We start from the raw sequence: 23,241 nt of genomic DNA on the forward strand, positions 1-23,241 counted from the left end.
CCAGTAGTGCTAGAACACCACTGGCTATATCTGGATTATACCAATAAAAAATTTGAGTTACTTATCAATTTAAACCAGAATACAAATGTATGTAATATATACCAAGAAAAGGGGTATGTCAGAACGGCGTGTCCCTAAAATTCAGCTCATTATGCGGTTAACTACAATTATTTTAATAGCAACAATAATGCAGGTTAACGCTAGCAGCTTTGGCCAGAGGGTTTCCCTTGATGTTAAAAATGCCCCTCTAAATGTCATCATAAAGGAAATCAGTAAGCAAACTGGTTATGAGTTCTTTTATGATGGTAATTTAATTAAAAATACAAAGCCGGTCAGCATTAAAATAAAAAACGCAACCATTGAAAATGCACTTGAATTGTGTTTTACCGGGCAGTCAATTACCTATAAAATTGAGAACAAGGTTGTTTCATTAAAACCACTGAGCAAGTCCATATTAGATAAAATAAGCACCGCTGTTACTGGTTTTTTTTCGGAAATTGATGTCAGTGGGCGTGTCGTAGATGAAAAGGAAAAACCACTTATCGGTGCAACTGTTAAGATTATAAATACGAACAGAGCGCTATTAACGGATGAAAATGGCGCTTTTGAGTTTTATAACGTTGATGAGAGCGCTGTGCTCTTAATTAGTTATATTGGATATCAGTCCCAAAAAGTTCCTGTGAAGAATTCCGGGCCTATCACTATCAAATTAAAAGAAGCTGGTAATTTGTCAGAAATCCAGGTGATAGGTTATGGACAAGTATCCAGGAAATTCAATACTGGAAACGTATCTACCATAACTTCTAAAGATTTAGAGAAGCAGCCTGTAACAAATGTATTATCAGCTTTATCTGGCAGGCTCCCTGGCGTTTTTTTGCAAACCACTAATGGTTTGCCAGGAGGGAATATAGAAGTGCAAATTGGGGGGAAAGGTTCAATTACCGCTGGTACAAATCCGCTTTATGTTGTTGATGGAGTACCTTTCCCTGGTACTTCACTTGTACATAACACTTCTTTAAGTGATATAATAAGCGGGGAAATAAGTCCGCTCAATTCTATTAATCCAAATGATATTGAGAGCATAAATGTACTTAAAGATGCAGATGCTACGGCAATTTATGGAAGCCGAGGTGCTAATGGTGTAGTTTTGATAACAACAAAAAAAGGTATCGCTGGTAAAACTAAAGCAGATATAAACATTAGCTCTGGTGTAAGTGAGGTAGCTAGTTTTCCAAAACTGTTAAAACTCTCCGACTATTTGACGATCCGTAGGGAGGCATTTAAAAACGATGGACTGGAACCTTCTACTGATCCAAGTTCTTTAGGTTATGCACCTGATTTAAAGCTCTGGAGCCAAACTGATGCTACTGATTGGGGCAAATATATTATGGGTCGAACTGGAAGGACAACAAACGTAAATGCCAGCCTCTCCGGTGGATCTGAGCAAACAAAAATGCTTGGAGGCATCAATTATAGAAATGAAACTTCAGTATTACGTGGAGATAACAAATACCAAAGAGGAGGAGCCAGATTTAGCCTGCAACATCATTCCATTGATAATAAATTCAATTTATCCAGTTCTTTATCATATACGGCAGATGATAATAATTCTTCAAATCCAAAGAATGATTTTCTCAATTTTTTATTGCTTCCTCCTAATTTTCCATTATACAACCAAAATGGAGAATTGAATTGGGCAACAGGTAGTAATCCTATTGCAGCAATAAATAATTACTCCAAAACCCGAACAGGAAATACGGTTTTTAATACCACAGCCTCGCTCCAGTTGTTAAAAGGTTTAACTGTTAAAACTGATTTTGGTTTTAATCAGCTGGAGATGAGTCAAATAATTGTCTCTCCAAAATCGGGAAGTAATCCTAATTATTCCCCAACGAGCCAAACCACTTTCGGAGACAATTTAACCAGAACATTTATAATTGAGCCCCAAATAAACTACTCAACTAATATTAATAAGTCCAGCTTAAATTTTCTAGCAGGTGGCACGTACCAGAAGAATTCTACAGAAAACCAAATATTAGTAGGTACAAATTTTAATAGTGAATCATTATTGGAAAATCCTGGATCTGCATCTACGATCACTCCAAATGGTTATAATATAGTTTATAAATATGTTTCATTATTTGGCAGGGTGAGCTATAATTTTGATCAGAAATATTTTTTAAATGTTAGCGGCAGGAGAGATGGTTCGTCACGTTTTGGAATTGATCATCAATTTGGAAATTTTGGTGCAATAGGTGCTGCATGGTTAATCAGTAATGAAAATTGGTTAAAAGATAAGTTGAGATTTTTATACTATGCTAAAATTAGAGGTAGTTACGGAATTACAGGGAATGATCAAATAGCTGACTATCAATACCTATCTACTTATCGGACATCTGGGATTGTTTATCAAAATCAAAATGGATTAGAACCAGCAAGAATTGCTAATGATAATTATCATTGGGAATCCAATAAAAAGACTGAAGTTGGACTAGAGGTAGGCTTGTTTGATAACAGATTCAATTTTACCATTAGTCATTTTGAAAATGTTAGTGGCGACCAGCTTGTAAATTATACTTTACCATTAATGACAGGGTTCACCAGTTATCAGGCTAATCTGCCAGCAAAAGTTAGAAATTCTGGTTGGGAGTTAGAATTGAACAGTACAAATTTTAAGACAGAAAAATTTAATTGGTCAACTAATTTTAATATTACGTTTCTAAAAAATAGGTTAATTAGTTTTCCAGATATTGAATCCAGCAGTTATTCTAAAACTCTTGTTGTTGGTGAAAGTGTACAAAGGGCGACCGGATTTATGTACTTAGGTACAGATCCGGCAACAGGATCATCTTTATTTAAAGATAAGGATGGCAACAGTACTAGCTTGCCAGATTTCGATTCATATTATTCAACTATCGGTAGAAAAGACCCGTCTTTTTATGGTGGTATGGGTAATACTTTTAGTTTCAAAGGATTTAGATTGGATGTTTTCTTTCAGTTTGCCAAGCAAGGTATATCTGGAAGTGTAAATTCTCCAGGAACTATATTCAATAGTTTTGATTTGGTGAAAAACCGCTGGCAAAATCCTAATGATTTAACAATTACACCAAAGGCTTCTACATCATCAGATTTTTATTATACGTTATCGTCAGCAAATTTTTTCAATTCGACATACCTGCGGTTAAAAAACGTACAAATATCTTATGCTGTGTCAGATCATATTCTTAAAAAGATAAGGGTAGATAGAGCGACCATTTATATTCAAGCCCAAAACTTAGCCACTTGGTGGAACAAGAATAACGCACTTTATGATCCGGAAAGTGGTGCCAGCTCAAATATTCCCCCACTACAATGTATTAATCTAGGTGTTCAATTTACGTTTTAATTTATGAATGATATGAAAAATATAATTATAATCATTTTGGTTTTGGGATTATCAACTTTAGGGTGTAAAAAATTAATAAATATTGAAGCCCCAAAAGATCAGTTAACATCTAATGCCGTTTTTTCAGATACAATATCAGCAACCGCAGCACTGGTTAACATTTACGGACAATTCGATAAAAGGATAGAACTTAATCTGACAAACACATTCGGATTGTATACTGATGAATTAGAAATTACCTCTATTGATCCTACAACCAAAGAATTTTTATTCAGTAGACTAACTGCGTCTAATTCATTGAATGAAACTTTGTGGGGGAATTTTTACTTTACGATATATAGTTGTAATGACTTAATTGAGCGTATTTCTAACTCAAATGGAATTTCCCCATCTAAGGCAATTATCTATGTAGCAGAAGCAAAATTTCTGAGGGCATATTGTTATTTATATCTGACTAATTTTTATGGAAGGATACCTTTAGTACTAACAACTGATGCAAATTTAAATAGATCATTAAAACAATCAGATGAATCTGTCGTATATGATCAGATTACAAGGGATTTAATTTTTGCACAACAAAACCTTCCTGCGCAATATCAGGGATTGGAAAAAGTGCGTGCAAATAAATGGGCAGCAGCTGCGCTTCTTGCAAGGGTCTATTTAATCATGCAAAACTGGGCAAATGCTGAAATGGAATCTTCCTTGGTTATCAATAGTGGGTCGTATTTGCCTTTAGACGCTGTAGATCAGGTTTTTAAATCAAACAATAAGGAAAGCATTTTACAGTTTTGGACAAAAGATGGTTTTACCGGATTAGCATCAATATTTGTTCCATCATCTCTGACTTCAATACCTGTGTATCCGGTCACTAAACTACTTTTGGATGCCTTTGAGACTGGTGATTTGAGGAAATCCTTATGGATAGGGGAAAGCATCATTGATCAGGCTGGAACCGTTTTATCATTTCCCAATAAATACAAAAACAGATTAGCTAGCGCTTCGGAACCTGAATATTTAATTGGATTGAGGTTATCAGAACAGTTTTTAATCAGGGCTGAATCGCGAGCGCATTTATCCTCCTTAGATGATGCAAGGGATGATTTAAATATTATCAGGAGACGTGCTGGTCTTTTAAACTCAACAGCAAATACACAGATAGATTTATTAAACGCTATTATGAAAGAACGTAGATGTGAATTATTCTGTGAATGGGGTTCAAGGTTCATCGATTTAAAAAGAACTGGGAGTTTGGACGCTGCCCTCAGCTATAAAAATACCTGGAAACCATCGGCTAAAGTATTGCCTATCCCACAAAATGAGATCACCTATAATCATTCATTAATTCAAAATCCAAACTATTAATCATGAAGACTATTAAATATTCTGTGCCATTTTTTTTGCTAACAATGCTCTTTTGTACTGTAACTTTTGGTCAGAACCTGGATATTCAGCCATTAAAAATTGGAGATAAAATACCTGATTTTCAATTTGAAAAGTTAAAGAATAATAAAGTGCAGTCTATAAAAGCATCTGAACTTTACAAGAAAGGAATACTGATCTTGAATTTCTGGGCCACCTGGTGTACACCTTGCGTGAGGGAAATGCCTGAAATCAATGAACTGGCAGGAAAGTTTAAAGACAACTTCAGTGTAATTTGCATTTCAGACCAATCTGATAAGGAAATTGACGTGTTTTTAGAAAAGAATAATAAGTTTCATCATTTGGCATATATAGCCAGCGATAATGTACTAAAGAAATATTTTCCTTTTAGGGTATTACCTCACAACATCTGGATAGATAAAACAGGCACTGTAAAAGCAATTACAGATGATTACCAGGTTACTGCCGTTAATATCGAAAAGTTTTTAAGCAATCAAATTGCAATGCCTATAAAAAATGAGCAACTCGATTTTGATTGGACCAAACCATTAGGCGTTAAGGACAGTAACTTTAGTTATCGTTCTGTAATCACGCCATCTCAGAACATTGGCAATGGTGGTTCTTGGCTATTAGATACTACAAAAGGTGGCATGCGCTATTTAGGATGGAATTTATTAAAATCTGACTTTTTATGGGCGGCTTATATGAGAAGTGATATGACGCCGAGAGATTATAAACTAATCCAAGTAAATACAAAAGATTCATCCAGCTATTTTGGACCTAATTATAGAAATGGATTTCGGGATGAGAATTGGATTAAAACTTATGGCATTGATAGTTTAAATAGCTTTTTAAATAGGAATTCCTATTGTTATGAAATATCTTTTTCTAGAAGAATTGATGTGGATCGTTTTTATCAATTAATGGCACAAGAGCTGTGTTTGTTTTTTAATGTTAAGGTCAAAATGATGTCTCGATTAACAGATTGTTGGGTGATTACGAAATTAAATGAGAAGATTAGGAAATCTATCTCCACAGACAAAGCGAAGATGCCTCTTCAATTTATGGATGGATCTAAAATGATTGCTAAAAACCAAACGATTAAAGAATTAGCAAACCAGCTATCTGCTTATTATCCAAGTGAACCACATTTTGTTGATGAGAGTAGATTGGAGAAGGGGATTAACCTATTATTTGATTTCACTGATCCTAGTGATCCAGCAGTTTCTATAAAAAAAATGCGTAAAGCTCTAAATGGTATTGGACTAGAAATTAAATTAAAGAAACATTTATTTCCATATTTAATTATTAACGAATTGGAATAATTATTAAACCGGCATTTCTAATTGTTAGAAATGCCAGTTTAAACTTAATTGTACCTCAGTGTTGGACCTCCGGAGGCTACTGCGCATACAGCCAATGTAGAATTACATCCTGTGATACCAATGGCTTCAGCTTTAGTTTTATTAAATAGTGGAGGTAATGGATTACCATTCCTGTCGAAACGAGTCCAATTGTATGTTGGATCTTGTGCTTTTGAAGAATTAGCATAGCTTGTCGCGAATGCTCCAGTTACGCTGACCATTAATGCAATGGCAAGTACTGTTGATTTAAGTGACTTTTTCATGATTAAAAGTTTAAGTAAAAAATTTGGTTATATATCTATTCCCGTAAATTGGTGTGGTGAATATTCAATTGGATAATTAATATTATAGTGTAATTTGATTATTAAGATTCCATTTATTATGAATACCGTAACGTTGGGCCTCCAAAAGCTGATGCACAGATGTGATATGATCCGTTACATCCAGTTATTGCTACTGCCTCTGCAAATGTTTTATTAATCAATGGAGGTAATGGGTTTCCATTTCCGTCAAAACGGCTCCAATTATACTTCGGATCTTGTGTTTTTGAAGAATTAGTGTAGCTTGTGGCGAATGCTCCAGTAATGCTGACCATTAATGCAATGGCAAGTATTATTGATTTATATGATTTTTTCATGATTAAAAGTTTAAGTTAAAATTTTGGCTACATATCTATTCCTGCGGATTGATGTGATGAATATTTATTATGTGGTATGTTTTTATAAATTATGGCGATTACAGAAATTACAATAAAGACTGCATTGAATATTAAATGTGTTTTCCATCCCATAGTCGCAATAAATCCACCACATGTACACGGTAAACTTCGTCCAGACAGTAACATTGATGAAATGTAAATTTCAAAAGCTATTAACAGTACCAGGGAACCATAAAGTCCTTTTACCCTTGTTTTATCAAACAAGAGTAATAACACTATAATCACTTCTATAAGCGGAATTAACCAGCCTATAATGGGAGCGAAAAGGGACATATATGGCACAGGTGCTGATTTCATCTGCGATACATATGTACCGTAATCTAAAATTTTGGCTATTGCAGTATACCCAAATAAGCAAATGATGAGTACACTTGCTGCCATCGTAACTGCTTCTATTTTATCGGCTTGTTTCATTTTGATCGCGTTGGAGTAACAAAATAAAATTAGTGCTAAAACAGAATTTATATACCATCACTTTGCGGTGAAAACAAACCGCAATTGCGGTAATAATCAGACGCAATTGCGCCTGTAATTATTACGTAAACCATTAAAATTCATAATACTGTGAGGGTTTGATACAAACTATATTCTGAATTACATTGAAACATCCAATGTTTTGAAAGATTTATCCACTACTTAAAATGCCATTACTAATAATGGATTATGATTTTACATATCTTCTTTTAAGTTTAGATAGATGTTTTTCGTTTATACTCAGAAGTGAGGCAAGAACCGAATTCGTCAATGGATATTTACGTGATGATTGTTCGTTCATAAATTTCAGGTAGCGTTCATAGGCATTTGGTATCCTAAGAGATATTTCCCGTTCCCTTGTTAACTGCAAATTTTCCTCAAAAATCTCCAATAACATTCTGTATAAGTGGTAATTCTTTTGCGCAAGGATTTCAGCTTTTGCTAAGTTTAAATACCAGCATTGCGAATTTTCGAGTACCATTATAAATTCGCTGTAATTTTTTTTTGAAAGAAATCCCCCTATTGGAAGTACAAAGCCATGATCAGAAATCCAGGAAGGATATTCCTTGTCATCGACTATGTAATTACCCATGAGCAAGCCAGATTCTATAAAATGTAGAATTGGATAGGAGTGTTCAGGAGTACCTATGATCAATCCTTTACGAAAGCTTATAGGCATGAAAAGACTTAGTAAATCTTCTATTCCTCTTTTATCTGCAGAGGCCATAGAAAGTAATTTTTCTTCAAGTTTATTCATCTTGCTTTGATTTATTCTTACAGAAGAATATTATTTATCAGGAATGTCAAGTTACATGAGGTCTGCTGAAAGTGTCATGCTGAAAAAAAACGCACTTTATTAATACGACTTATAGTATTGGAAATTTAAAATATTTATCTTGGTAATGTATAAAAACTTAATAATTTATGTGGTTTATTAATTTATTTGAAGATAGCGTAAATTTAGCAAATCGCTATGGAATATCGCTATTACTAATTTTATCAGTCCTTTTTACAATTAGGATTGTCATTTCTTCACAGGCCAGGTGGTCAGAACGTGAAAAGTTCTATTACGATATCTTAAAAAATCTGGGAATTTGGAAGGATAGTCTATCTGATAGATTAGATTACTATCAGCAGCCAGGGTCGGAGTATGACACGGAGCATGAGAATAAACCTTATTTTTTGGCAAGAAGTGAACAAGGTCGAAATGCTTATCAAAATATTCGGGAGCAAGTGAATATAGGACGTATTTTTCTATCAGATAAATCTATAGCTGATCTTGAAGATCTTATTGGTGAATATTGGGTTATAAGAGAACACCGGGCTGTTTCGACATTGGATTATTTGCAGCTGACGTCTGACATCGTAAGAAAAACATATAGTTCAATACTGCAAGACGCTAAAAGAGACCTAAATAAAAGTCGTTATTTGGAATTATTAAAGAAGGTTGTGGCCAAAAGTTAATAATTAACCCATCATATGATTAGGCAGAATTGGAAGCTTTGCAAACTCTAGATCTCTATACTTGGAAAACCGAAATCTTCTACTACCTTGCCCATGATCAGATAGCGATTATTAAATGTGTAAGAAATAAGCTGGCAGAAGCAATTAATTATACTGATCCCCATTTTAAAGAAAACGATTAGTTTGATATATGGGTATGAATTATGAATCAATCTGCCAGCTTATTTCTGTGATCAAAGAAGTTTACGTTTCAACGTAAATATCGCCTGACCACTAACTTTATTGAGATATGCTAAATCATTTACATTGGATTCGTTGATATTAGTAATACTTCCATCTGATAATCTAATTTCAATATTGTATTTATTTAACCTTTCATCCGGAATTTTAAAACTTATATTTCCATTTTCATCAACATTTCCATGAGCGGTATCAAAAATTGTCATGTCCTTATATGAGGTTAATTCTAAATGGGCAGTAACGGCCTTATGAAGCCATACTCTTAATTGTTTGTAATCGGAACGGTCGGCCAAAATTCTATCGTTCTGTGAACACCTTTGCATGCCATTCCAATCTCTATCATCGCCTTCCAGCTTTAACATATCCAGATAATTATTAACATTTTCGAAATGATAGCCTGAAGATGGCTGAATATCAATGATATGGTAATATCCTGGGTATTTATTATCGCAACTCATTCCAATCGCATTTCCCTCGCACCCAAAATAATTTACGAATTCTGAATATCCGGCTTTGCGTAATTTTTTGTTATACTTTTCTACAAAACGGAGTGTTTGTTTCTGAGTAACCTCTACGGATTTTGCATCGTTTGTTGCTGCAAAACCACGCTGACCACCTTTATCACCTCCCATAGGTTGGTCTATTTTAATATGAACATCGCAGTTTGTTACAATTGCCCCTTTTTCAAGTTTTGATAATCTGGTTACGTAAGAATAATTTAATCCTTTAATAGTAATTCCTGCTGGCTTAATAAAAACTGTCTTTGAATTATCTGAAAATGATATTGAACTACTATTCCTTTGTTTCTTAGCGTTAAGAGTTATTAAAGTTTCAGACTTATTGTTATTAAATTTCCTGTTAAAAGTAAAAGAAGCGTAGCCATCTCTTTTGAGTATAATATTTTTAACCTCTTTGGCACCTTCAGAATTAATTTCTATTACACAATAATAAGTTTCAGGCATTTCAACTCCACCTCTATACCTCACGGTATATGTACAGCTTCTTTCCGTATCATTGCTTTTAATCAAAAAGACGCCTGGTTTACCTATACACTCCAGCATACATTTAGTCCAATTATCATATGCAACTGGTTCTGTACGGTAGACTTCATAATTTTTAATCTCGCTATTATAATTTTCACTTTCAGTTTTTGAAAGAAAATCATGCATTCTCTTTTTAAAATCTGAATAATTAAAACTGGCCGTGATAATATCTGCTATTTCGGGTACTGGAATTGTAGCACTACTTGAAATGTCAGTTTTAAATTCATTATATTCTTTTTCAGTTATTTGCTCCATATATTTAGAATAAATGAGGGAATTGCTCGTATACTTAAATACATCTTTTCTGAGCGCTTCCTTGCATTCAGCACAATCTTGGGAAATAGACACATTTGGATATAAGAGAAAACATGATAGGAGTAAGGTTAAAAGAAATGAAAGCTTACTCCATTTGATACGTTTAGCACTCTTGTCAAGAGTTGGGTGTTTAATTAAGTCCATGAGAATAGTTTTTAATTTTAGATACAATAAATCTACAAAGGGACATTTATAAAATCAAAAAAAAATAGCTTAAAACAGGTGTAATGGTTTGTCTTTCAGTGTGTTTTACGCTGTTTGATTAGGTTGTTAATCAAACATTATAATTGTGGTTTAGAAAAATATCAGCGCTCCTATATCACTCATTTGAGATTTAATACTCTGGCAGGAATTTTTCATATAAAAGATAAATTATTCGAGGCGATAAGTTATTCAGGTAAGCAATTAAAGGCTCCCATTTATATCTATGCTTTAAAGGGTTGGAAATGTATCTGAAATTTTTGTTTTTTACTAAGCTACTATGCCTGAAAACTATTAATCCATCACCGGATTAGACAGAATCGGAAGTTTTGCAAACTTCTGGATCTCTATACTTGGAAACCCGAAATCTTCTACCACCTTTCCCATGATCAGATAACATCCAGTACCCCGGAATGGATAGTTAGGGGTACTATTGGGGAAATGAGTGGTGTCAAAGAAACTCCCTTCCGTATCCAGGAAAGTACCAAACCACATTTTTTTATTATTTTTAGTGTGAACAGTTTTTTCACAAACGTACATTCCAGCTAGTTTAATGGTCTGGCCGACATACTTTTTCAAATCTTTAGTTTTAATTTCTCCTCTGTAAGAGGTATGTAATAGATCAAATGAAGATAAACTGAGTGGGAAGCCTAATAATTCAAGTTCATGATAAGCATCTTCAAGTTTTGTATTGATCAATTCGGGCATGCTGTAGTCCTTATTTTCCACTACAAAAAGCTCAGCATGATTTGTTGGCTTGGCTTTAGCAGCACCAAATAACAAATGCACATCCCATAGTAATGCTTTTTTGCTTTTTCCTGTAAAGCGTAAAGCACCTACGCGAATGAGCGTTATGGTTTGTTCCAAACCTATTCCTGTACGCTTAATGAAATTTTCTAAATTAACATAAAGCCCATTTTTATTACGTTCATTGGTGATCAGTTCAATAAACTTTATTTCCAGGCCCTGAATACCTATAAATCCGAGATAAGCCTCTTTACCAACAATTGAAACTACCTGGGTGCTATGGTTCACGCATGGGAGATGTACAATTGCCCCGGCCTTTTTCAGTTCTTCAACATAAAGCCATCTGGTATAAAAACCACCATAGTTGTTCAATACCGCTACCATAAATTCGATAGGATAATAAGTTTTTAGGTATAAACTCTGGTAGCTTTCCACAGCGAAACTGGCGGAATGCGCTTTAGAGAAACTATATCCTGCAAAAGAAGACACCTGCCGCCATACCTCCTCAACAATTTCATTTGGTCTTCCCAAGGCTTTTGCACCTTCTTTAAAACGTTCAACAAGTTTTTCAAATTCAATTTTTGACCTGTATTTTCCACTCATGCCACGTCTTAATATATCAGCATCTGTACCGTCCATACCTGCAAAATGAATACAAATTTTGATGACGTCCTCCTGATAGACCATCACACCGTAAGTCTCCTTTAACTGCTCTTTCATAACAGGGTGGAGGTAATTCGCTTTTTCAGGATTATGATGGTGGCGAATGTAAGTTGACATCATTCCGGAACTTGCCACGCCTGGCCGAATAATTGAACTGGCAGCTACCAAAACGAGATAAGTATCACAAGCCAGCTTAGTTAGTAATTGCCTCATCGCCGGAGATTCAATATAAAAGCAGCCAATAGTATTTCCAGTTTTTAAGCGTTCGTTAAGATTTGGATCTTTCATAAAGGCTTTTACATCATGAATATCAATTTTTTGACGTTGATTCTCCTCGACTAAACGCACAGCTTCCTTTATGTGTCCAATCCCCCTCTGACTGAGGATGTCATATTTGTCAAATCCGATGAGCTCGGCTTCATACATATCCCACTGAACCACGGGCATTCCTTTTGGTGGGAGATCTAAAGCTGTATAGTAAGTAATGGGTTCTTCGGATATGAGTACACCTCCGGCATGAATGCTACGCTGGTTTGGCATATTCCCCATCATTTCATAGATGGCGAGAATCTTTTTGAAAGTATCATTATTTCTATTTACCGCCGATTGCGAACGATCTGTAAAACCGTCTATCTCTGCTTTCGGTAACCCCATTACTTTACCAATTTCTCTAATCACGGAGCGATCTTTAAATGTCGTCATGGTACCTAATAAGGCAGTATGCTCACGCCCATACCTCTTAAAAATATAATCTTGAACATCCTCCCGTTCATCCCAGGAAAAATCAAGATCAAAATCTGGGGGAGAAGTACGCTGTGCATTCAAAAAACGCTCAAAGTATAAATCAAGCTCTATCGGATCGACATCTGTTATTCTTAAACAATAAGCTACTGTACTGTTTGCACCAGATCCCCGCCCAACATGATAATAACCCTGTTCAGATGCAAATCTCAATATATCCCATGTGATGAGAAAATAGGAACAAAAATCAAGCTCATAAATTACTTTAAGCTCATGCTTTACCTTTTTTAAAGCCTCTTTATTGTCTTTACCATACCTGTCGATCATTCCTTTGATCGCTAACTTTTCAAGCAGCTGCTTATCATCAAGCTTGTTTCCAGTGTATGATTTTCTATTTAGCTTAACTTTACCACGCTGGTAATCCATGACACAACTGTTCATTAGATTCCGTGTATTATCCAGAATATAAGAATGTCTGGTAAAGTTGGCTTCCAGCTGACCAGGCGGAAGAAACATATCTGTTCTGCAGCACTTATCGTCATCAGTAACCATTGTCAACAAGGTATTGAGGTCAATTCCTCTCAAATATTCATGCAGTCGATATTCTAATTTATCTGATATGAAAACAGGTTGCAATGCAATCAATTTATCCTTCAGATTAATAAGATCCCTGTTATGCAAAAGATGCAGTTCATCAAACCGAATACCGAAAAATTCATTATTTCTTAATCCCAGGCTATAATTAAAAGGATAGATGACATAGACATTGTTAAAAACAGGAGGCTGATCTGGAAGCGGTACTTGTTCCAGGTTATGAAAAGTTAGAAAGTCATTGAGTTCTTTCATTCCTTCTCTATTGCGGGCAATACCCACATAAAGCAATTTTTTATCCCTTCTGAATTCAATTCCGGCAATTGGCTTAATGCCCCTTTTATCGCATTCCCGCATAAACTCCATTATTCCGGTGGAATTATTAATATCCGTCAATGCGATTTGATTGATGCCTCTTGCCTGAGCTTCATCTACAATCTTTTCTATGGACATTGTACCAAAGCGTAAGCTGTACTGAGAATGAACGTTGATATACATTACAACTCTAAATTAATCGTAGAAGCTAAGGTGATCGCTTTTTCACCGAACCGCTGACGGATTTTATCCATCGCCTGTACCAGATTATATTGGTCATTTGATGCACTGTATAAATCAATCTGTTCAAAACCAGTTACTAAATTTGACAATCTTACGCCAACCAGACGGATGAGCATCCGCTTTTGGTAGAGCTGTCTAAAAAGATCTTTAGCCTTAGCAATTAGTATCCAATCAAGTGAGGTATAAGGAATAGTTACCTGTTTAGTCACGTCTTCAAAATTGGAATACCGGATGGTAACAGTTAAACAGGCGGCAAGCTTTTTCTTTTCCCGGAGCTGATAGGCAACATCCATTACCATAGAAGTCAGCAGGTTATTAATCATAGCAATATCTATGCTATCTGATTTAAAAGTACATTGAGTACCAATAGATTTCTGTTCCTGATAGGGGATAACAAGAGAATGGTCAATTCCTTTAGCTTTTTGCAGTAAGCTTAGACCATTTTTACCTAAAAGCGCAGTCATATGATCAGGATGGACTTGTGAAAGCGTATATATTTTTTTTATACCCATATCACTAAGCTTGATGAATGTTTTTTCCCCTAAGCCTGGGATTTTCTTAATGGAAAGCGGGTTCAAAAAAGGCTGCACTCCTAACTGCTCAACATTTTTCTCTCCACCAGGTTTACATTCATTTGTCGCCATTTTAGCAACAGTTTTATTGACCGATAAACCAAATGAAATGGGTAAATGTAATTCACGTATAATCGTTTCTCTCAATTCGTGTGCATATTTCATGCACCCATGAAAGCGATCCATACCCGTCATATCAATATAATGCTCGTCTATACTGGCTTTTTCAAATAATGGCACCCTGTCTTTAATAATTGCAGTAATTTCATGTGAAGCTTTAGAGTATTCATCCATGTTACCTTTAATGAAAATAGCATCAGGGCAAAGCCTTTTGGCTAGTCTGGAAGACATTGCTGAGTGAACACCAAATTTCCTGGCTTCATAGCTACACGATGCAACAACTCCACGATCTGAAGTACCTCCGATAATTACAGGTTTTCCAATCAGGTTTTTATTTTTACGAACTTCGACAGACACAAAAAATGCGTCTTGATCCATGTGTATAATATGTTTGTCATTATTCATAAATCGTGTATTTAGATCACACAAATCTATGCTAATATTTTTGGTAATTGCAAAATAAATTTTACTAATATAATTAGTAAAATCGTTTTAATTGTAACTAACAGATGTTTACATGAATAGGTTCCATAGTCACTACAACCTGAAAATAATATTCTTTTAAAGGATTTGGAGATTTAAATCAATAAAGACAAACTATGTTATTATCCATTGTCAAATGGTCTTGAAAATGAGTGATTGTAATTTACTGACAGCTTAATCTATTTTTTAAAGCGTTGCTCAAATTCTTCTTCAGACATGATGTAGGTTAAATAGGTGAGCACATTATGTTTGTATTCTGTAGCATTTGGTTCTAGTCTGATTTCGATATACTTATCATTATCATCAAAATAGAACTGACAGATTTTCTTGTCTATCCCTTTAAAACTAAAAATAGGAACTGGATTTTCCCGGGTTCCATACTTTGAATTTTTATAATCATCACTATTTACATAAGCTGTAATTTTTCTGCTGATCATTAGCATGCCGAAGCTTGCATAATTTTGAGAATCAACGTCGAACATATTAATCTTAAAGTACTTCCTAAGTACTTCATCGAAAAAAGTTACATACAGGATATCTCCACTGATGCTTTTATATCCGATTGCGCTACCACCTATTTTATAGCTTTTATAATTAGTATTAACCCTATATTCAGCTTTGGCCGACTGATTAGGGATTTGAATAGTTAATGGAATTATTTTATTAAAATAAGTCTGGAAATATGGTTGTGCATCATTTTTAGGAATCGTGAATTTGTTATAGTAATGGACAAAAAGCGGAAAAATTATGAACATGCCACCAAACCACAAAATTGTATTTTTATTTATCATAATTAGTTCTTTATAGGCTATCAGCGGTATTGGTCAGTTTTATATTATAGAAACGCTAACAATGATTATAGTTAATAACAGTTAGTAATTATTCTCTAAAAATTTATAATCATCATCAACAGGGTCTCTCCAGGTAATATTTTCTCCAATGCAATTCCCCGTCTTTAATAACTTGTATCCCATGTTGTTGTCATAACGATTGGTTACTATAACTTTAAAAACACGATCAAAAACTAAGTATTTATCTACAAATTCAGGATGTATGACGATGTTTGATGTCACGTACTTTCGTTGCATACTTGGATAGATTAACATATCTATATCGGCTTGCTCAAACAATGCGCAGTTGGAATACCATGACGTTAAACTATATGGTTCTTGTTCAGTTACAAATGCATCGGCAATAAATTCTATAATCATTTCTAACTGCCTGGCTTTTTTTTCACCATTAATGCCAGCATCTATAAGTCGTTCCTGATGAAGTCGTCTAGACATTTTAAAAAATATATTTTTCTCAGGTACATTTTCTGGAAAAAAGAACATAACTTCAGCTGGGCGATCAGATCTGATATTCCATTTTGAAAGATAAAGGATATCCCCATTGACTGGTTTGTTTTCCATTAGTGCAGTTCCTGCATTATGAGCAGAATAGAAAACAGATTGTCCTTTTAAATTTGCCCTTCCGTTGCTTTCACAAAATTCCGGGTTAGGGTATGAATATGTTTTAACCAGATATATATTTTCATTATTTTCATCAATATTCTTTCTAGCTCGATACACAGGAAAGCTATTGATGTGATCGGGTAAATATTGAATTGATGCAAATGGCTGAATCAAAGCTTTTCTATAAAAAAGCTCACCAATTTCCTGTTGGTTCATGCTGCTTTTATCTATTTGGAAGAGCTCATTCAAATCTTCTTTAAACTGGATTAGCTCAGGAAACTTATTAATCAGAAGCAACCAATTTTCAGATGATGACTGTTCATGTTGGTGATTGTTGTTTTTAGATTCCATTAGCGAGCATTAATTTGAATTGTTAAGATACTCATTTGAATTCAGCCATTACGTTTCTTTATAAATAACCAGGTGCGCAAGAGCCGGATCACTCATCATCCGTCCTATTTCTGAGGCCATCAGATCCTGTATGTCTTGTTTGATTTGCAGATAATTCGTTTGAATCATTTCATCATCAACCTGCCGGATTACAGGTATTTCTTTATATGCGGCTTCCTCGCTGTTAATTGCCTTGAAGTCAGCTATAATTTCACAATCAAACGCTTTCAATTCTATTTTTTGATCTGGAGTATCAGAAAGTATTCCTGCAAACTGGCCTGAAGATAATTTAGCAATTTTTGATGCTGGCACAGCATATTCCAGTTGCTTGCTTTTGCTGATGCTGGTACCAGAATCACTGATAGAAAGACTTTCCCTTTTCTGCATGATCTTACCGATCTGTTCAGACAGTTGTTTAGCACTATCTCCAGTTTCCTGTCCTGCTATAATATTACCTGCAATACTCATAATTACATCTGCCTGTTCCTTGCCATATTCCTTACGCAGCTGATTTATAGACTGAACACCCATGAGCACACAAATCCTATTGGATCTGCCCGTAGAGATGGTAGGGATCAGGTCAACTGAAATGGTAGGGTACTCATCGAAGATGAGCATAGATTTTGATTTGCCCTTCTTATTGATGACTTTCAGCAAGCGATTAGCAAACAGAGAAAGCACAGCTCCATATACTTGCTGTTTTTGTGGATTATTACCGATACAAAGTACTTTTGGCTTCTCCGGATTATTGATGTCGAGCGAGAAATCACGACCAGTGAGTACATAATAAAGCTGAGGACTTGAAAGCCTGCCTAACGCAATCTTTGCACTTGCAATCTGTCCTTCAAGCTGCTCCATGACATCAGCGAGATAGGCATTAATGAAGGGGCCAACGAGTACTTCAAGCTGTTTGTTTGACCTGAGCAAAGTGAAGAGGCTATCGTAAGGAAGCTGGAGGAATTCTATGGCGTGAGGCAGCGTACAATATATTCCATCCTTATATTGGCGTAAAAACCAGATGATGGCGGTGAAAAAATTGATAGGACTTTCCACGAAAAAATCGCCTTGTTTCGTCTGCCACATTTTATTCAGCCCTAATAAAATTGTCCTGGAGCACTCTGTAGCATCTGTAATGTCTGTCATGCTTTGCGGCTCTAAGGGATTGCCGCGGTGTGATCTGGAAGGATCTTCGAAATTGATAAATAAGCATTCCGGCTCCCCTTTATATTTATGCTTGTTCTTTAAGAAATGGTTGTAGGCAATAATGCTTAAGTCAGGGAACTTGAAGTCATAAACCAGCATTGTATATGGATCTGGCCGGTTAAAAGCCTGGGCAATGAATTGCCTGATGACGAAGGCTGTTTTACCAGCTCCAGCAGATCCCGAGACAAGAATACTTCGATATGGTGCGATACAGTTCAAATAACCTGACCTCCATTTATCTTTCAGCCGATATTTCATCGGGATGTTTACAGAGTTTTCATTTACCAGAAGCCGCTCTTCCTGGGGAAAGGTTTCATTTTCATCATTGAAAACATCATCCTTAAGCTTATCCTTGATAATCCTGGAAAGTAAAGTGCCTCCAGACAGCAGCAGTAAGAATCCTGCCGTACAAAAGCACATATATATCCCTGCAATAATTACCATTGGAAGTGGTAAATACATGGTCAGCTGGCTTATAAAATAGATTAATAAACCAGTAATGATGTAAGCAAGTGCTGTCCGATAGTTTAACTTTTCGTCCTTGCGCCCCTTGGCACCTATTAAAGAAATTATGAGGAATACAAGGGCAATAAGCTTTGACTTATTGAAACTTGAAAATAACCCGGAGTTTGTGATATTCTTCAGCACCCTGTCCGATAATTCACTGGTGTACTTCCATTCCTGGAAAGCACCGTAGCAATAATAATAGCAATGAATGAATAGTAATATGATACTAATCAGTCTCGTCATATCCAGAATTTTCCTCATCGCCTGTTCGTTTTCACCTGTCTGCATAGCCGTAAATTTTTAATTGTTTAAATGCGTTTCTTCCTTTTCTTTTTTCTGCGGGGTTTAAGGTGTCCCGGAATGTATTCATTGGTATATTCGGGTTGGAAAAGCAGCTCGAGCAAGCTGTCTGATGATTCACTGGCGTTAGTTGTAGTAAGCTCTTCTAAGTAATTTCTCTCTGAAGGATCTGCGGACTTAGGCAGGGGAGGAAGTTGTGTCTCTGGAAATTCTTCGCTGATTTTTTTAGTATGGATCTGATCAGCTGTTGCTGAAGATTGGATGAGCCGCTGTTGAATTGAATTCGCACTATACAGTTTACCAAGCGAACTGCCGTTGAAGACACATTTCGTGGTGTGATCTACATAGGTAATTCCATAAATCAATCCATTTTCATTTTGTCTGAGCGTGGTAGAAATGCCGGCCTTTTCCAGCTCTGCAATGAAACCTGCCAAAGAGAATCCGGCACGTTTCATTAAAGCAGTGTTGAGGATATTTTTTATACGTGTTTTATGAGGAAGCTTTTTGGATTCATTTTGAGAAAACTTGTCCTGTAAAAATTTAAGGGTGGGTTTATTGTAGAAATCACTGGCTTTAATCGGGATGCCAGTCTTGTTGCCGTTTTCATCCAGAACACGGAATAACAATCCGTTCTTTTTAAATACGGTGCTGTTTTCACTTCCTCTGTCAGCCATTACATTGTATCTTTTCAATACTGCATTGAGCTCAGGAAGGGAAGCATATTTATAAGAGTTAAGAACAGTATCCAGTACATTAGTAATGGCTCTTTTTGTTGCAGATTTTCCATATTGAACCTTTTGAGCCTGAATTGGTGGCAATTCATAGGAAAGGTTTCCTTTACTGTCTTCTGCCTTTACTAATCCGAATATTTTCTCTATGTTTTTGCGGGCAACTTCAGACTGGTTACGACCGATGTTCTGCGTATCAATCCTTTGTCCGCTCTCACGAACTTTTAATGATACAATATGAATATGAGGGTGTCCGGCATCAAAATGCTGATAAATAATATATGGCTGATTACCGAAGCCAATCTGCTTCATGTAGCTCTTTGCGATCTGAACCAGGCGCTCATTGGAAAGCGTTTCTGAGGGATCAAAATTTAAAGAAATATGAACGGCATTTCGCTTCACATTCTCATTTAAAGCAGCCTGGTTTAATAAGCGGTTTAACTTATTGGTTAAGGTCAGATCAGCTAAATCTTTCGGATAATTTTCAGCTCCGATACATGATGCTACACCATCCTTAACTTTGTTCTCATTGTAGTTGAAAATCCGGTGCAATGAGTATGAGGTTTTGATCACAGCAACCATTTGTCTGCGATTTTATTGATGCTGTCTTTGATCACATCCATCTTACCGAACAACTTTTGTTTGTCCTGTTCGTGGGTAATGAGCCAGTGTTTAAATTCAGGAATCTGATTTAAAGTGTGCAGCTTCTTAACGGCCTGGTTAAAGTTGTTTCCAAGTGCATTCAATTCAGTTCTGAGCTTCATCATTTCTGACATAAAATCATCTAATGATGCATTCCTATAGGTCGTTACATAAGGTCTGTCAAACAACCTTTTCCGTACAAATTCACTTAGTTTTCTGCAAGTGCTGGCTTTGAATTTTTTCTCCAGCTGCTGATATTCACCAGGTGTCAGCCTGCATATTATAGTACAGGTTCTGTTAGATTTAGCATCTCTCATCACATCATCATTTTCACACATCAATACTAATTCTGTTTAAATTCCACCGCCCACGACTTCGGAGTGATATTAGCGGCCAGATCGGATTGTATTACAACCGGACATCTGGCCGAATGCAAGATTCCAGCATTCTGTAAGCCCTTTAAAGAGCTTTATAGCTTTTTGGGACTGTAAGCTCTATCTCCTGGGAATGTCTGTATGAAACTTCGATATTATCTATCCTGATCTATTTAAGAGCTGTTTCCGAAATTTGTGAGCCAGTCATTAAAGTCTTTGTGATTTTTATACAGGTTGCTTTCATCAATATATTTTTCACTTAAGGAATGGGCATACAGCGTACATTCTTTTCCGGTTTTATCCCGGTCTAAAAAGAGGTGTATACCCTGATGCTTTTCGAGGAAGGGACGTGCCCTCTCAAATAATGACACGCCATTTAAAATCACATAATCATATTTGGAACCAGGTAGATTCTCCTGAACTGAAAGATAGGAGAGGAAGTCTATGAAGCCTTCAAAAACTATCACTTCATCAGCTCCATTTTCTAAGGTGGTAATGTCCTTTGGGGCGCTGCTGATCTTAGCATAAGGATTGCGAATTTCGAATCCTCCTGAATCATTTTTGAACCCTATTCCAAAGTAATTCTTACCATTTACTTCATAATGAATTTCTTTACAATATATGTCCGCAATTGCTACAGAGATCCTTCTTTTTTTTAGGTATTGCAAGAGTGCATTGGAGTAGAGAGACTTCTCGAACGAGACCAAAATTTTACTTGCCGGGTCTTCTTTGAAAACAGCAAAGTGCTTCTGTTTTTGCGGGGGAAAAGAAGATTGATTAAAGCAGGCCAGGAACTCGCCGATAGTACAATCGTGAAACTGCATTGCGAAGTCAATGATAGTCCCCCCACTAAATTTTCCAGATGAACTGCGCTCACCAAAATCAACCCATACATTCTTTTGCCTATCAATTTTAAAGGAAGGTGTTTTCTCTTCCCTAAAGGGTGATAAATACCAGAATATATTGCCCCTGATTTTCACAGGCTCAATACCAAGACTTCCTAAATAAGATACCAGATCTATTTCTTTAATCTCTTGCAGAGAGATTCCATTCTTTGATTCCATAACTACACCTTATCACTTTCACACTCAGAATACCATACTAAATTAGGTAGTGTAAAGCTCATTCACCCATCCTCACTATATTTTGATGGGGATCATTACATGACATCACCTTATTTTTGTTTAGTTAAATAACGATAAGGAGGAGAGCGATGACAAACAATGAAATTGTAAAAGTGTACGATACCATTATGAGTATCCCAGGAATGAGTGAACCTGTAAAGATTGATCTTAAGATCACCCGGAGAAATGTTTTATTACTCAGTAATGTTCTCGAAAGAGGATTGACATTGAAAGACCCGGATGATAAATCTTCGAATCTATTGGACTCTATGGCAAAGGAAACCATTGCTGAACTTAGAAATTTCGCAGATGACTGCTTAAAAAAAGCGGGGATGACAGAGTTCAGTGAAAAGCTGAAAGCATTAAATGTTAAGTAAGAAATGAATTTGTAAACAAATAAGGCCGTCCAAGTAGACGGCCTTATTTGTGATGTGCTTGTATTGCTAATAATAAGCGGACTAATAAATTAGATTTCTTCCTTTTTCTTTAACCTCCAGCCATCATCATAGAGGCTGAAATGAGCTGTCTTTAAATTCTTCTTATTAAAATCTTTAGTAGTTATTTTTGAGAAAGGAGAGATGTTCTGATAAATTTCATAATAATCTACAATGGCAGATTTACCATCTTCAGCAGTCTTAATACCTGTAACCGAACCTAATTTTATATCCGCCAATTTAACCAGCTGGACGGAATGCTTCCTGTCTTCCTCTGGAGTGGATAGTAAATAAGGTTTTGACTTTTCTGTAAAGGCAACCAATGGCTTACCTATATCCATTAACGAATAAGAATGTTTTAAGATTACGAAACCATCTGTCTCCAATCCTGCATCCAGTAATTTAGCCGCCGTTTTCGGATCAGCACAATAGATTTTAAAGTCATAAAATTTGGGGGTGCTGTAATCCTTCTTTATAATTTCAAGGGCTTGACTTTCATTTAATTTTTTGGGGCTGCAAGCAATCAATAATGAAAGCAAGCAAATTGCTGATAAAACTGATAAATTCCTTTTCATAATTTTTCATATCTGATCATCTAAATTTACAAATCGATTTTGAAATACTACTGAAAAAATATATGAATAACCAATATATTGTTGTATTTATAAATTATTTGAATTGAGATTCTCTTTTAAAAAGGTTGTTAAAAGACAAGTAATCTAATAATTATTTCAATTACTTGATCCGTTAATGTATATATACTATACTTAGTATATAGTGCCTTAACAAGTACATTAATCAGTAACTAACCAAGCTATTGAACAATTAATTAATGATTTAAAGCATCAAGGTATATTTCTCAGTAAAACATCTGGTTGATCTGTCTGAGTACTTAGTGCATTGTCAATTTGTTGCTGCAAATCTGGGGTTATTATTGGGCGACCAGATCCATTATCATTTGCAAGTATTGCACAAATATTTCCGGCGCCTGGACAAAACGGAGCATTTGAACCCCATAGGCTATAG

Annotated in this window: 19 protein-coding genes; 5 read left to right on the top strand and 14 right to left on the bottom strand. The window is 35.6% G+C overall.

Features of this window, described 5'->3' with window-relative positions; translation table 11 throughout:
* Positions 1-115 precede the first annotated feature (115 nt).
* The 3 genes from AB3G38_RS02670 to AB3G38_RS02680 are packed head-to-tail and all read left to right on the top strand — an operon-like array spanning position 116 to position 6,090.
* Positions 116-3,385, top strand: a complete 3,270-nt coding sequence (locus AB3G38_RS02670; RefSeq protein WP_367866959.1) for a SusC/RagA family TonB-linked outer membrane protein — start codon at positions 116-118, stop codon at positions 3,383-3,385.
* Between the two features lie 12 nt (positions 3,386-3,397).
* A complete protein-coding gene (locus tag AB3G38_RS02675) occupies positions 3,398-4,747 on the top strand; it encodes a RagB/SusD family nutrient uptake outer membrane protein (protein ID WP_367866960.1) in 1,350 nt (449 codons plus the stop codon).
* 2 nt (positions 4,748-4,749) lie between these two features.
* Entirely contained in the window at positions 4,750-6,090 is a 1,341-nt protein-coding gene (locus AB3G38_RS02680) for a TlpA family protein disulfide reductase (RefSeq protein ID WP_367866961.1), read from the top strand.
* 44 nt (positions 6,091-6,134) lie between these two features.
* Here the strand turns inward: AB3G38_RS02680 and AB3G38_RS02685 are convergent, their stop codons facing one another.
* The 4 genes from AB3G38_RS02685 to AB3G38_RS02700 all read right to left on the bottom strand — a co-directional run bounded on the left by AB3G38_RS02685 (position 6,135) and on the right by AB3G38_RS02700 (position 8,078).
* Entirely contained in the window at positions 6,135-6,392 is a 258-nt protein-coding gene (locus tag AB3G38_RS02685; RefSeq protein WP_367866962.1) for a hypothetical protein, read from the bottom strand.
* A gap of 116 nt (positions 6,393-6,508) precedes the next feature.
* A complete protein-coding gene (locus AB3G38_RS02690) occupies positions 6,509-6,766 on the bottom strand; it encodes a hypothetical protein (protein WP_367866963.1) in 258 nt (85 codons plus the stop codon).
* Between the two features lie 27 nt (positions 6,767-6,793).
* Positions 6,794-7,261, bottom strand: coding sequence for a MauE/DoxX family redox-associated membrane protein (locus tag AB3G38_RS02695; RefSeq protein WP_367866964.1), 468 nt, complete (start codon positions 7,259-7,261; stop codon positions 6,794-6,796).
* Positions 7,262-7,508: 247 nt separating this feature from the next.
* Complete coding sequence (locus AB3G38_RS02700; RefSeq protein ID WP_367866965.1) at positions 7,509-8,078, bottom strand: Crp/Fnr family transcriptional regulator; 570 nt, start codon at positions 8,076-8,078, stop codon at positions 7,509-7,511.
* 167 nt (positions 8,079-8,245) lie between these two features.
* Here AB3G38_RS02700 and AB3G38_RS02705 point away from each other — a divergent pair, with 167 nt between their 5' ends.
* Positions 8,246-8,785 carry a hypothetical protein gene (locus AB3G38_RS02705; RefSeq protein ID WP_367866966.1) on the top strand — a complete coding sequence of 180 codons (540 nt, stop codon included), beginning with the start codon at positions 8,246-8,248 and terminating at the stop codon, positions 8,783-8,785.
* A gap of 233 nt (positions 8,786-9,018) precedes the next feature.
* Here the strand turns inward: AB3G38_RS02705 and AB3G38_RS02710 are convergent, their stop codons facing one another.
* The 9 genes from AB3G38_RS02710 to AB3G38_RS02750 form a co-directional block, all read right to left on the bottom strand.
* The gene (locus AB3G38_RS02710) at positions 9,019-10,527 is read right to left on the bottom strand and encodes a hypothetical protein (protein WP_367866967.1); all 1,509 of its coding nucleotides are present in this window, start codon (positions 10,525-10,527) and stop codon (positions 9,019-9,021) included.
* 351 nt (positions 10,528-10,878) lie between these two features.
* Positions 10,879-13,824: a DNA polymerase III subunit alpha gene (locus tag AB3G38_RS02715; protein WP_367866968.1), complete on the bottom strand. Its 2,946-nt coding sequence runs from the start codon at positions 13,822-13,824 to the stop codon at positions 10,879-10,881.
* Positions 13,824-14,981, bottom strand: a complete 1,158-nt coding sequence (dinB, locus tag AB3G38_RS02720) for a DNA polymerase IV (RefSeq protein ID WP_367866969.1) — start codon at positions 14,979-14,981, stop codon at positions 13,824-13,826. The genes AB3G38_RS02715 and dinB overlap by 1 nt, the downstream gene beginning before the upstream one ends.
* A gap of 257 nt (positions 14,982-15,238) precedes the next feature.
* The gene (locus AB3G38_RS02725) at positions 15,239-15,850 is read right to left on the bottom strand and encodes a hypothetical protein (protein ID WP_367866970.1); all 612 of its coding nucleotides are present in this window, start codon (positions 15,848-15,850) and stop codon (positions 15,239-15,241) included.
* Positions 15,851-15,931: 81 nt separating this feature from the next.
* Positions 15,932-16,864 carry an RES domain-containing protein gene (locus tag AB3G38_RS02730; RefSeq protein ID WP_367866971.1) on the bottom strand — a complete coding sequence of 311 codons (933 nt, stop codon included), beginning with the start codon at positions 16,862-16,864 and terminating at the stop codon, positions 15,932-15,934.
* Positions 16,865-16,912: 48 nt separating this feature from the next.
* The gene (mobC, locus tag AB3G38_RS02735; protein WP_367866972.1) at positions 16,913-18,901 is read right to left on the bottom strand and encodes a conjugal transfer protein MobC; all 1,989 of its coding nucleotides are present in this window, start codon (positions 18,899-18,901) and stop codon (positions 16,913-16,915) included.
* Between the two features lie 20 nt (positions 18,902-18,921).
* Positions 18,922-20,223 (bottom strand): relaxase/mobilization nuclease domain-containing protein, encoded by a 1,302-nt coding sequence (locus tag AB3G38_RS02740; protein WP_367866973.1) that lies wholly within the window; start codon positions 20,221-20,223, stop codon positions 18,922-18,924.
* Entirely contained in the window at positions 20,211-20,621 is a 411-nt protein-coding gene (locus tag AB3G38_RS02745) for a plasmid mobilization relaxosome protein MobC (protein ID WP_367866974.1), read from the bottom strand. Before AB3G38_RS02745 ends, AB3G38_RS02740 begins: the two co-directional genes overlap by 13 nt.
* Before the next feature lie 209 nt (positions 20,622-20,830).
* Positions 20,831-21,721, bottom strand: coding sequence for a toprim domain-containing protein (locus AB3G38_RS02750; protein ID WP_367866975.1), 891 nt, complete (start codon positions 21,719-21,721; stop codon positions 20,831-20,833).
* Positions 21,722-21,870: 149 nt separating this feature from the next.
* Here AB3G38_RS02750 and AB3G38_RS02755 point away from each other — a divergent pair, with 149 nt between their 5' ends.
* On the top strand, positions 21,871-22,158 hold the full coding sequence (locus tag AB3G38_RS02755; RefSeq protein WP_367866976.1) for a hypothetical protein: 288 nt from the start codon (positions 21,871-21,873) through the stop codon (positions 22,156-22,158).
* Between the two features lie 89 nt (positions 22,159-22,247).
* Here AB3G38_RS02755 and AB3G38_RS02760 read toward each other — a convergent pair whose 3' ends face one another.
* A complete protein-coding gene (locus AB3G38_RS02760) occupies positions 22,248-22,790 on the bottom strand; it encodes a hypothetical protein (protein WP_367866977.1) in 543 nt (180 codons plus the stop codon).
* Positions 22,791-23,241: the final 451 nt, after the last annotated feature.

Origin of the sequence: Pedobacter sp. WC2423 (assembly GCF_040822065.1) — a bacterium.
In the GTDB taxonomy this organism is placed as follows: Bacteria; Bacteroidota; Bacteroidia; order Sphingobacteriales; family Sphingobacteriaceae; genus Pedobacter.

Excerpts from the sequence above, each read along its gene's own strand:
- AB3G38_RS02700 (WP_367866965.1), bottom strand. The coding sequence starts at position 8,078 with ATGAATAAACTTGAAGAAAAATTACTTTCTATGGCCTCTGCAGATAAA.
- AB3G38_RS02705 (WP_367866966.1), top strand. The coding sequence starts at position 8,246 with ATGTGGTTTATTAATTTATTTGAAGATAGCGTAAATTTAGCAAATCGC.
- AB3G38_RS02760 (WP_367866977.1), bottom strand. The coding sequence starts at position 22,790 with ATGAAAAGGAATTTATCAGTTTTATCAGCAATTTGCTTGCTTTCATTA.
- AB3G38_RS02685 (WP_367866962.1), bottom strand. The coding sequence starts at position 6,392 with ATGAAAAAGTCACTTAAATCAACAGTACTTGCCATTGCATTAATGGTC.
- AB3G38_RS02670 (WP_367866959.1), top strand. The coding sequence starts at position 116 with ATGTCAGAACGGCGTGTCCCTAAAATTCAGCTCATTATGCGGTTAACT.
- AB3G38_RS02695 (WP_367866964.1), bottom strand. The coding sequence starts at position 7,261 with ATGAAACAAGCCGATAAAATAGAAGCAGTTACGATGGCAGCAAGTGTA.
- mobC (WP_367866972.1), bottom strand. The coding sequence starts at position 18,901 with ATGCAGACAGGTGAAAACGAACAGGCGATGAGGAAAATTCTGGATATG.
- dinB (WP_367866969.1), bottom strand. The coding sequence starts at position 14,981 with ATGAATAATGACAAACATATTATACACATGGATCAAGACGCATTTTTT.
- AB3G38_RS02755 (WP_367866976.1), top strand. The coding sequence starts at position 21,871 with ATGACAAACAATGAAATTGTAAAAGTGTACGATACCATTATGAGTATC.
- AB3G38_RS02750 (WP_367866975.1), bottom strand. The coding sequence starts at position 21,721 with ATGGAATCAAAGAATGGAATCTCTCTGCAAGAGATTAAAGAAATAGAT.
- AB3G38_RS02725 (WP_367866970.1), bottom strand. The coding sequence starts at position 15,850 with ATGATAAATAAAAATACAATTTTGTGGTTTGGTGGCATGTTCATAATT.
- AB3G38_RS02690 (WP_367866963.1), bottom strand. The coding sequence starts at position 6,766 with ATGAAAAAATCATATAAATCAATAATACTTGCCATTGCATTAATGGTC.
- AB3G38_RS02710 (WP_367866967.1), bottom strand. The coding sequence starts at position 10,527 with ATGGACTTAATTAAACACCCAACTCTTGACAAGAGTGCTAAACGTATC.
- AB3G38_RS02675 (WP_367866960.1), top strand. The coding sequence starts at position 3,398 with ATGAAAAATATAATTATAATCATTTTGGTTTTGGGATTATCAACTTTA.
- AB3G38_RS02745 (WP_367866974.1), bottom strand. The coding sequence starts at position 20,621 with ATGTGTGAAAATGATGATGTGATGAGAGATGCTAAATCTAACAGAACC.
- AB3G38_RS02715 (WP_367866968.1), bottom strand. The coding sequence starts at position 13,824 with ATGTATATCAACGTTCATTCTCAGTACAGCTTACGCTTTGGTACAATG.
- AB3G38_RS02680 (WP_367866961.1), top strand. The coding sequence starts at position 4,750 with ATGAAGACTATTAAATATTCTGTGCCATTTTTTTTGCTAACAATGCTC.
- AB3G38_RS02740 (WP_367866973.1), bottom strand. The coding sequence starts at position 20,223 with ATGGTTGCTGTGATCAAAACCTCATACTCATTGCACCGGATTTTCAAC.
- AB3G38_RS02730 (WP_367866971.1), bottom strand. The coding sequence starts at position 16,864 with ATGGAATCTAAAAACAACAATCACCAACATGAACAGTCATCATCTGAA.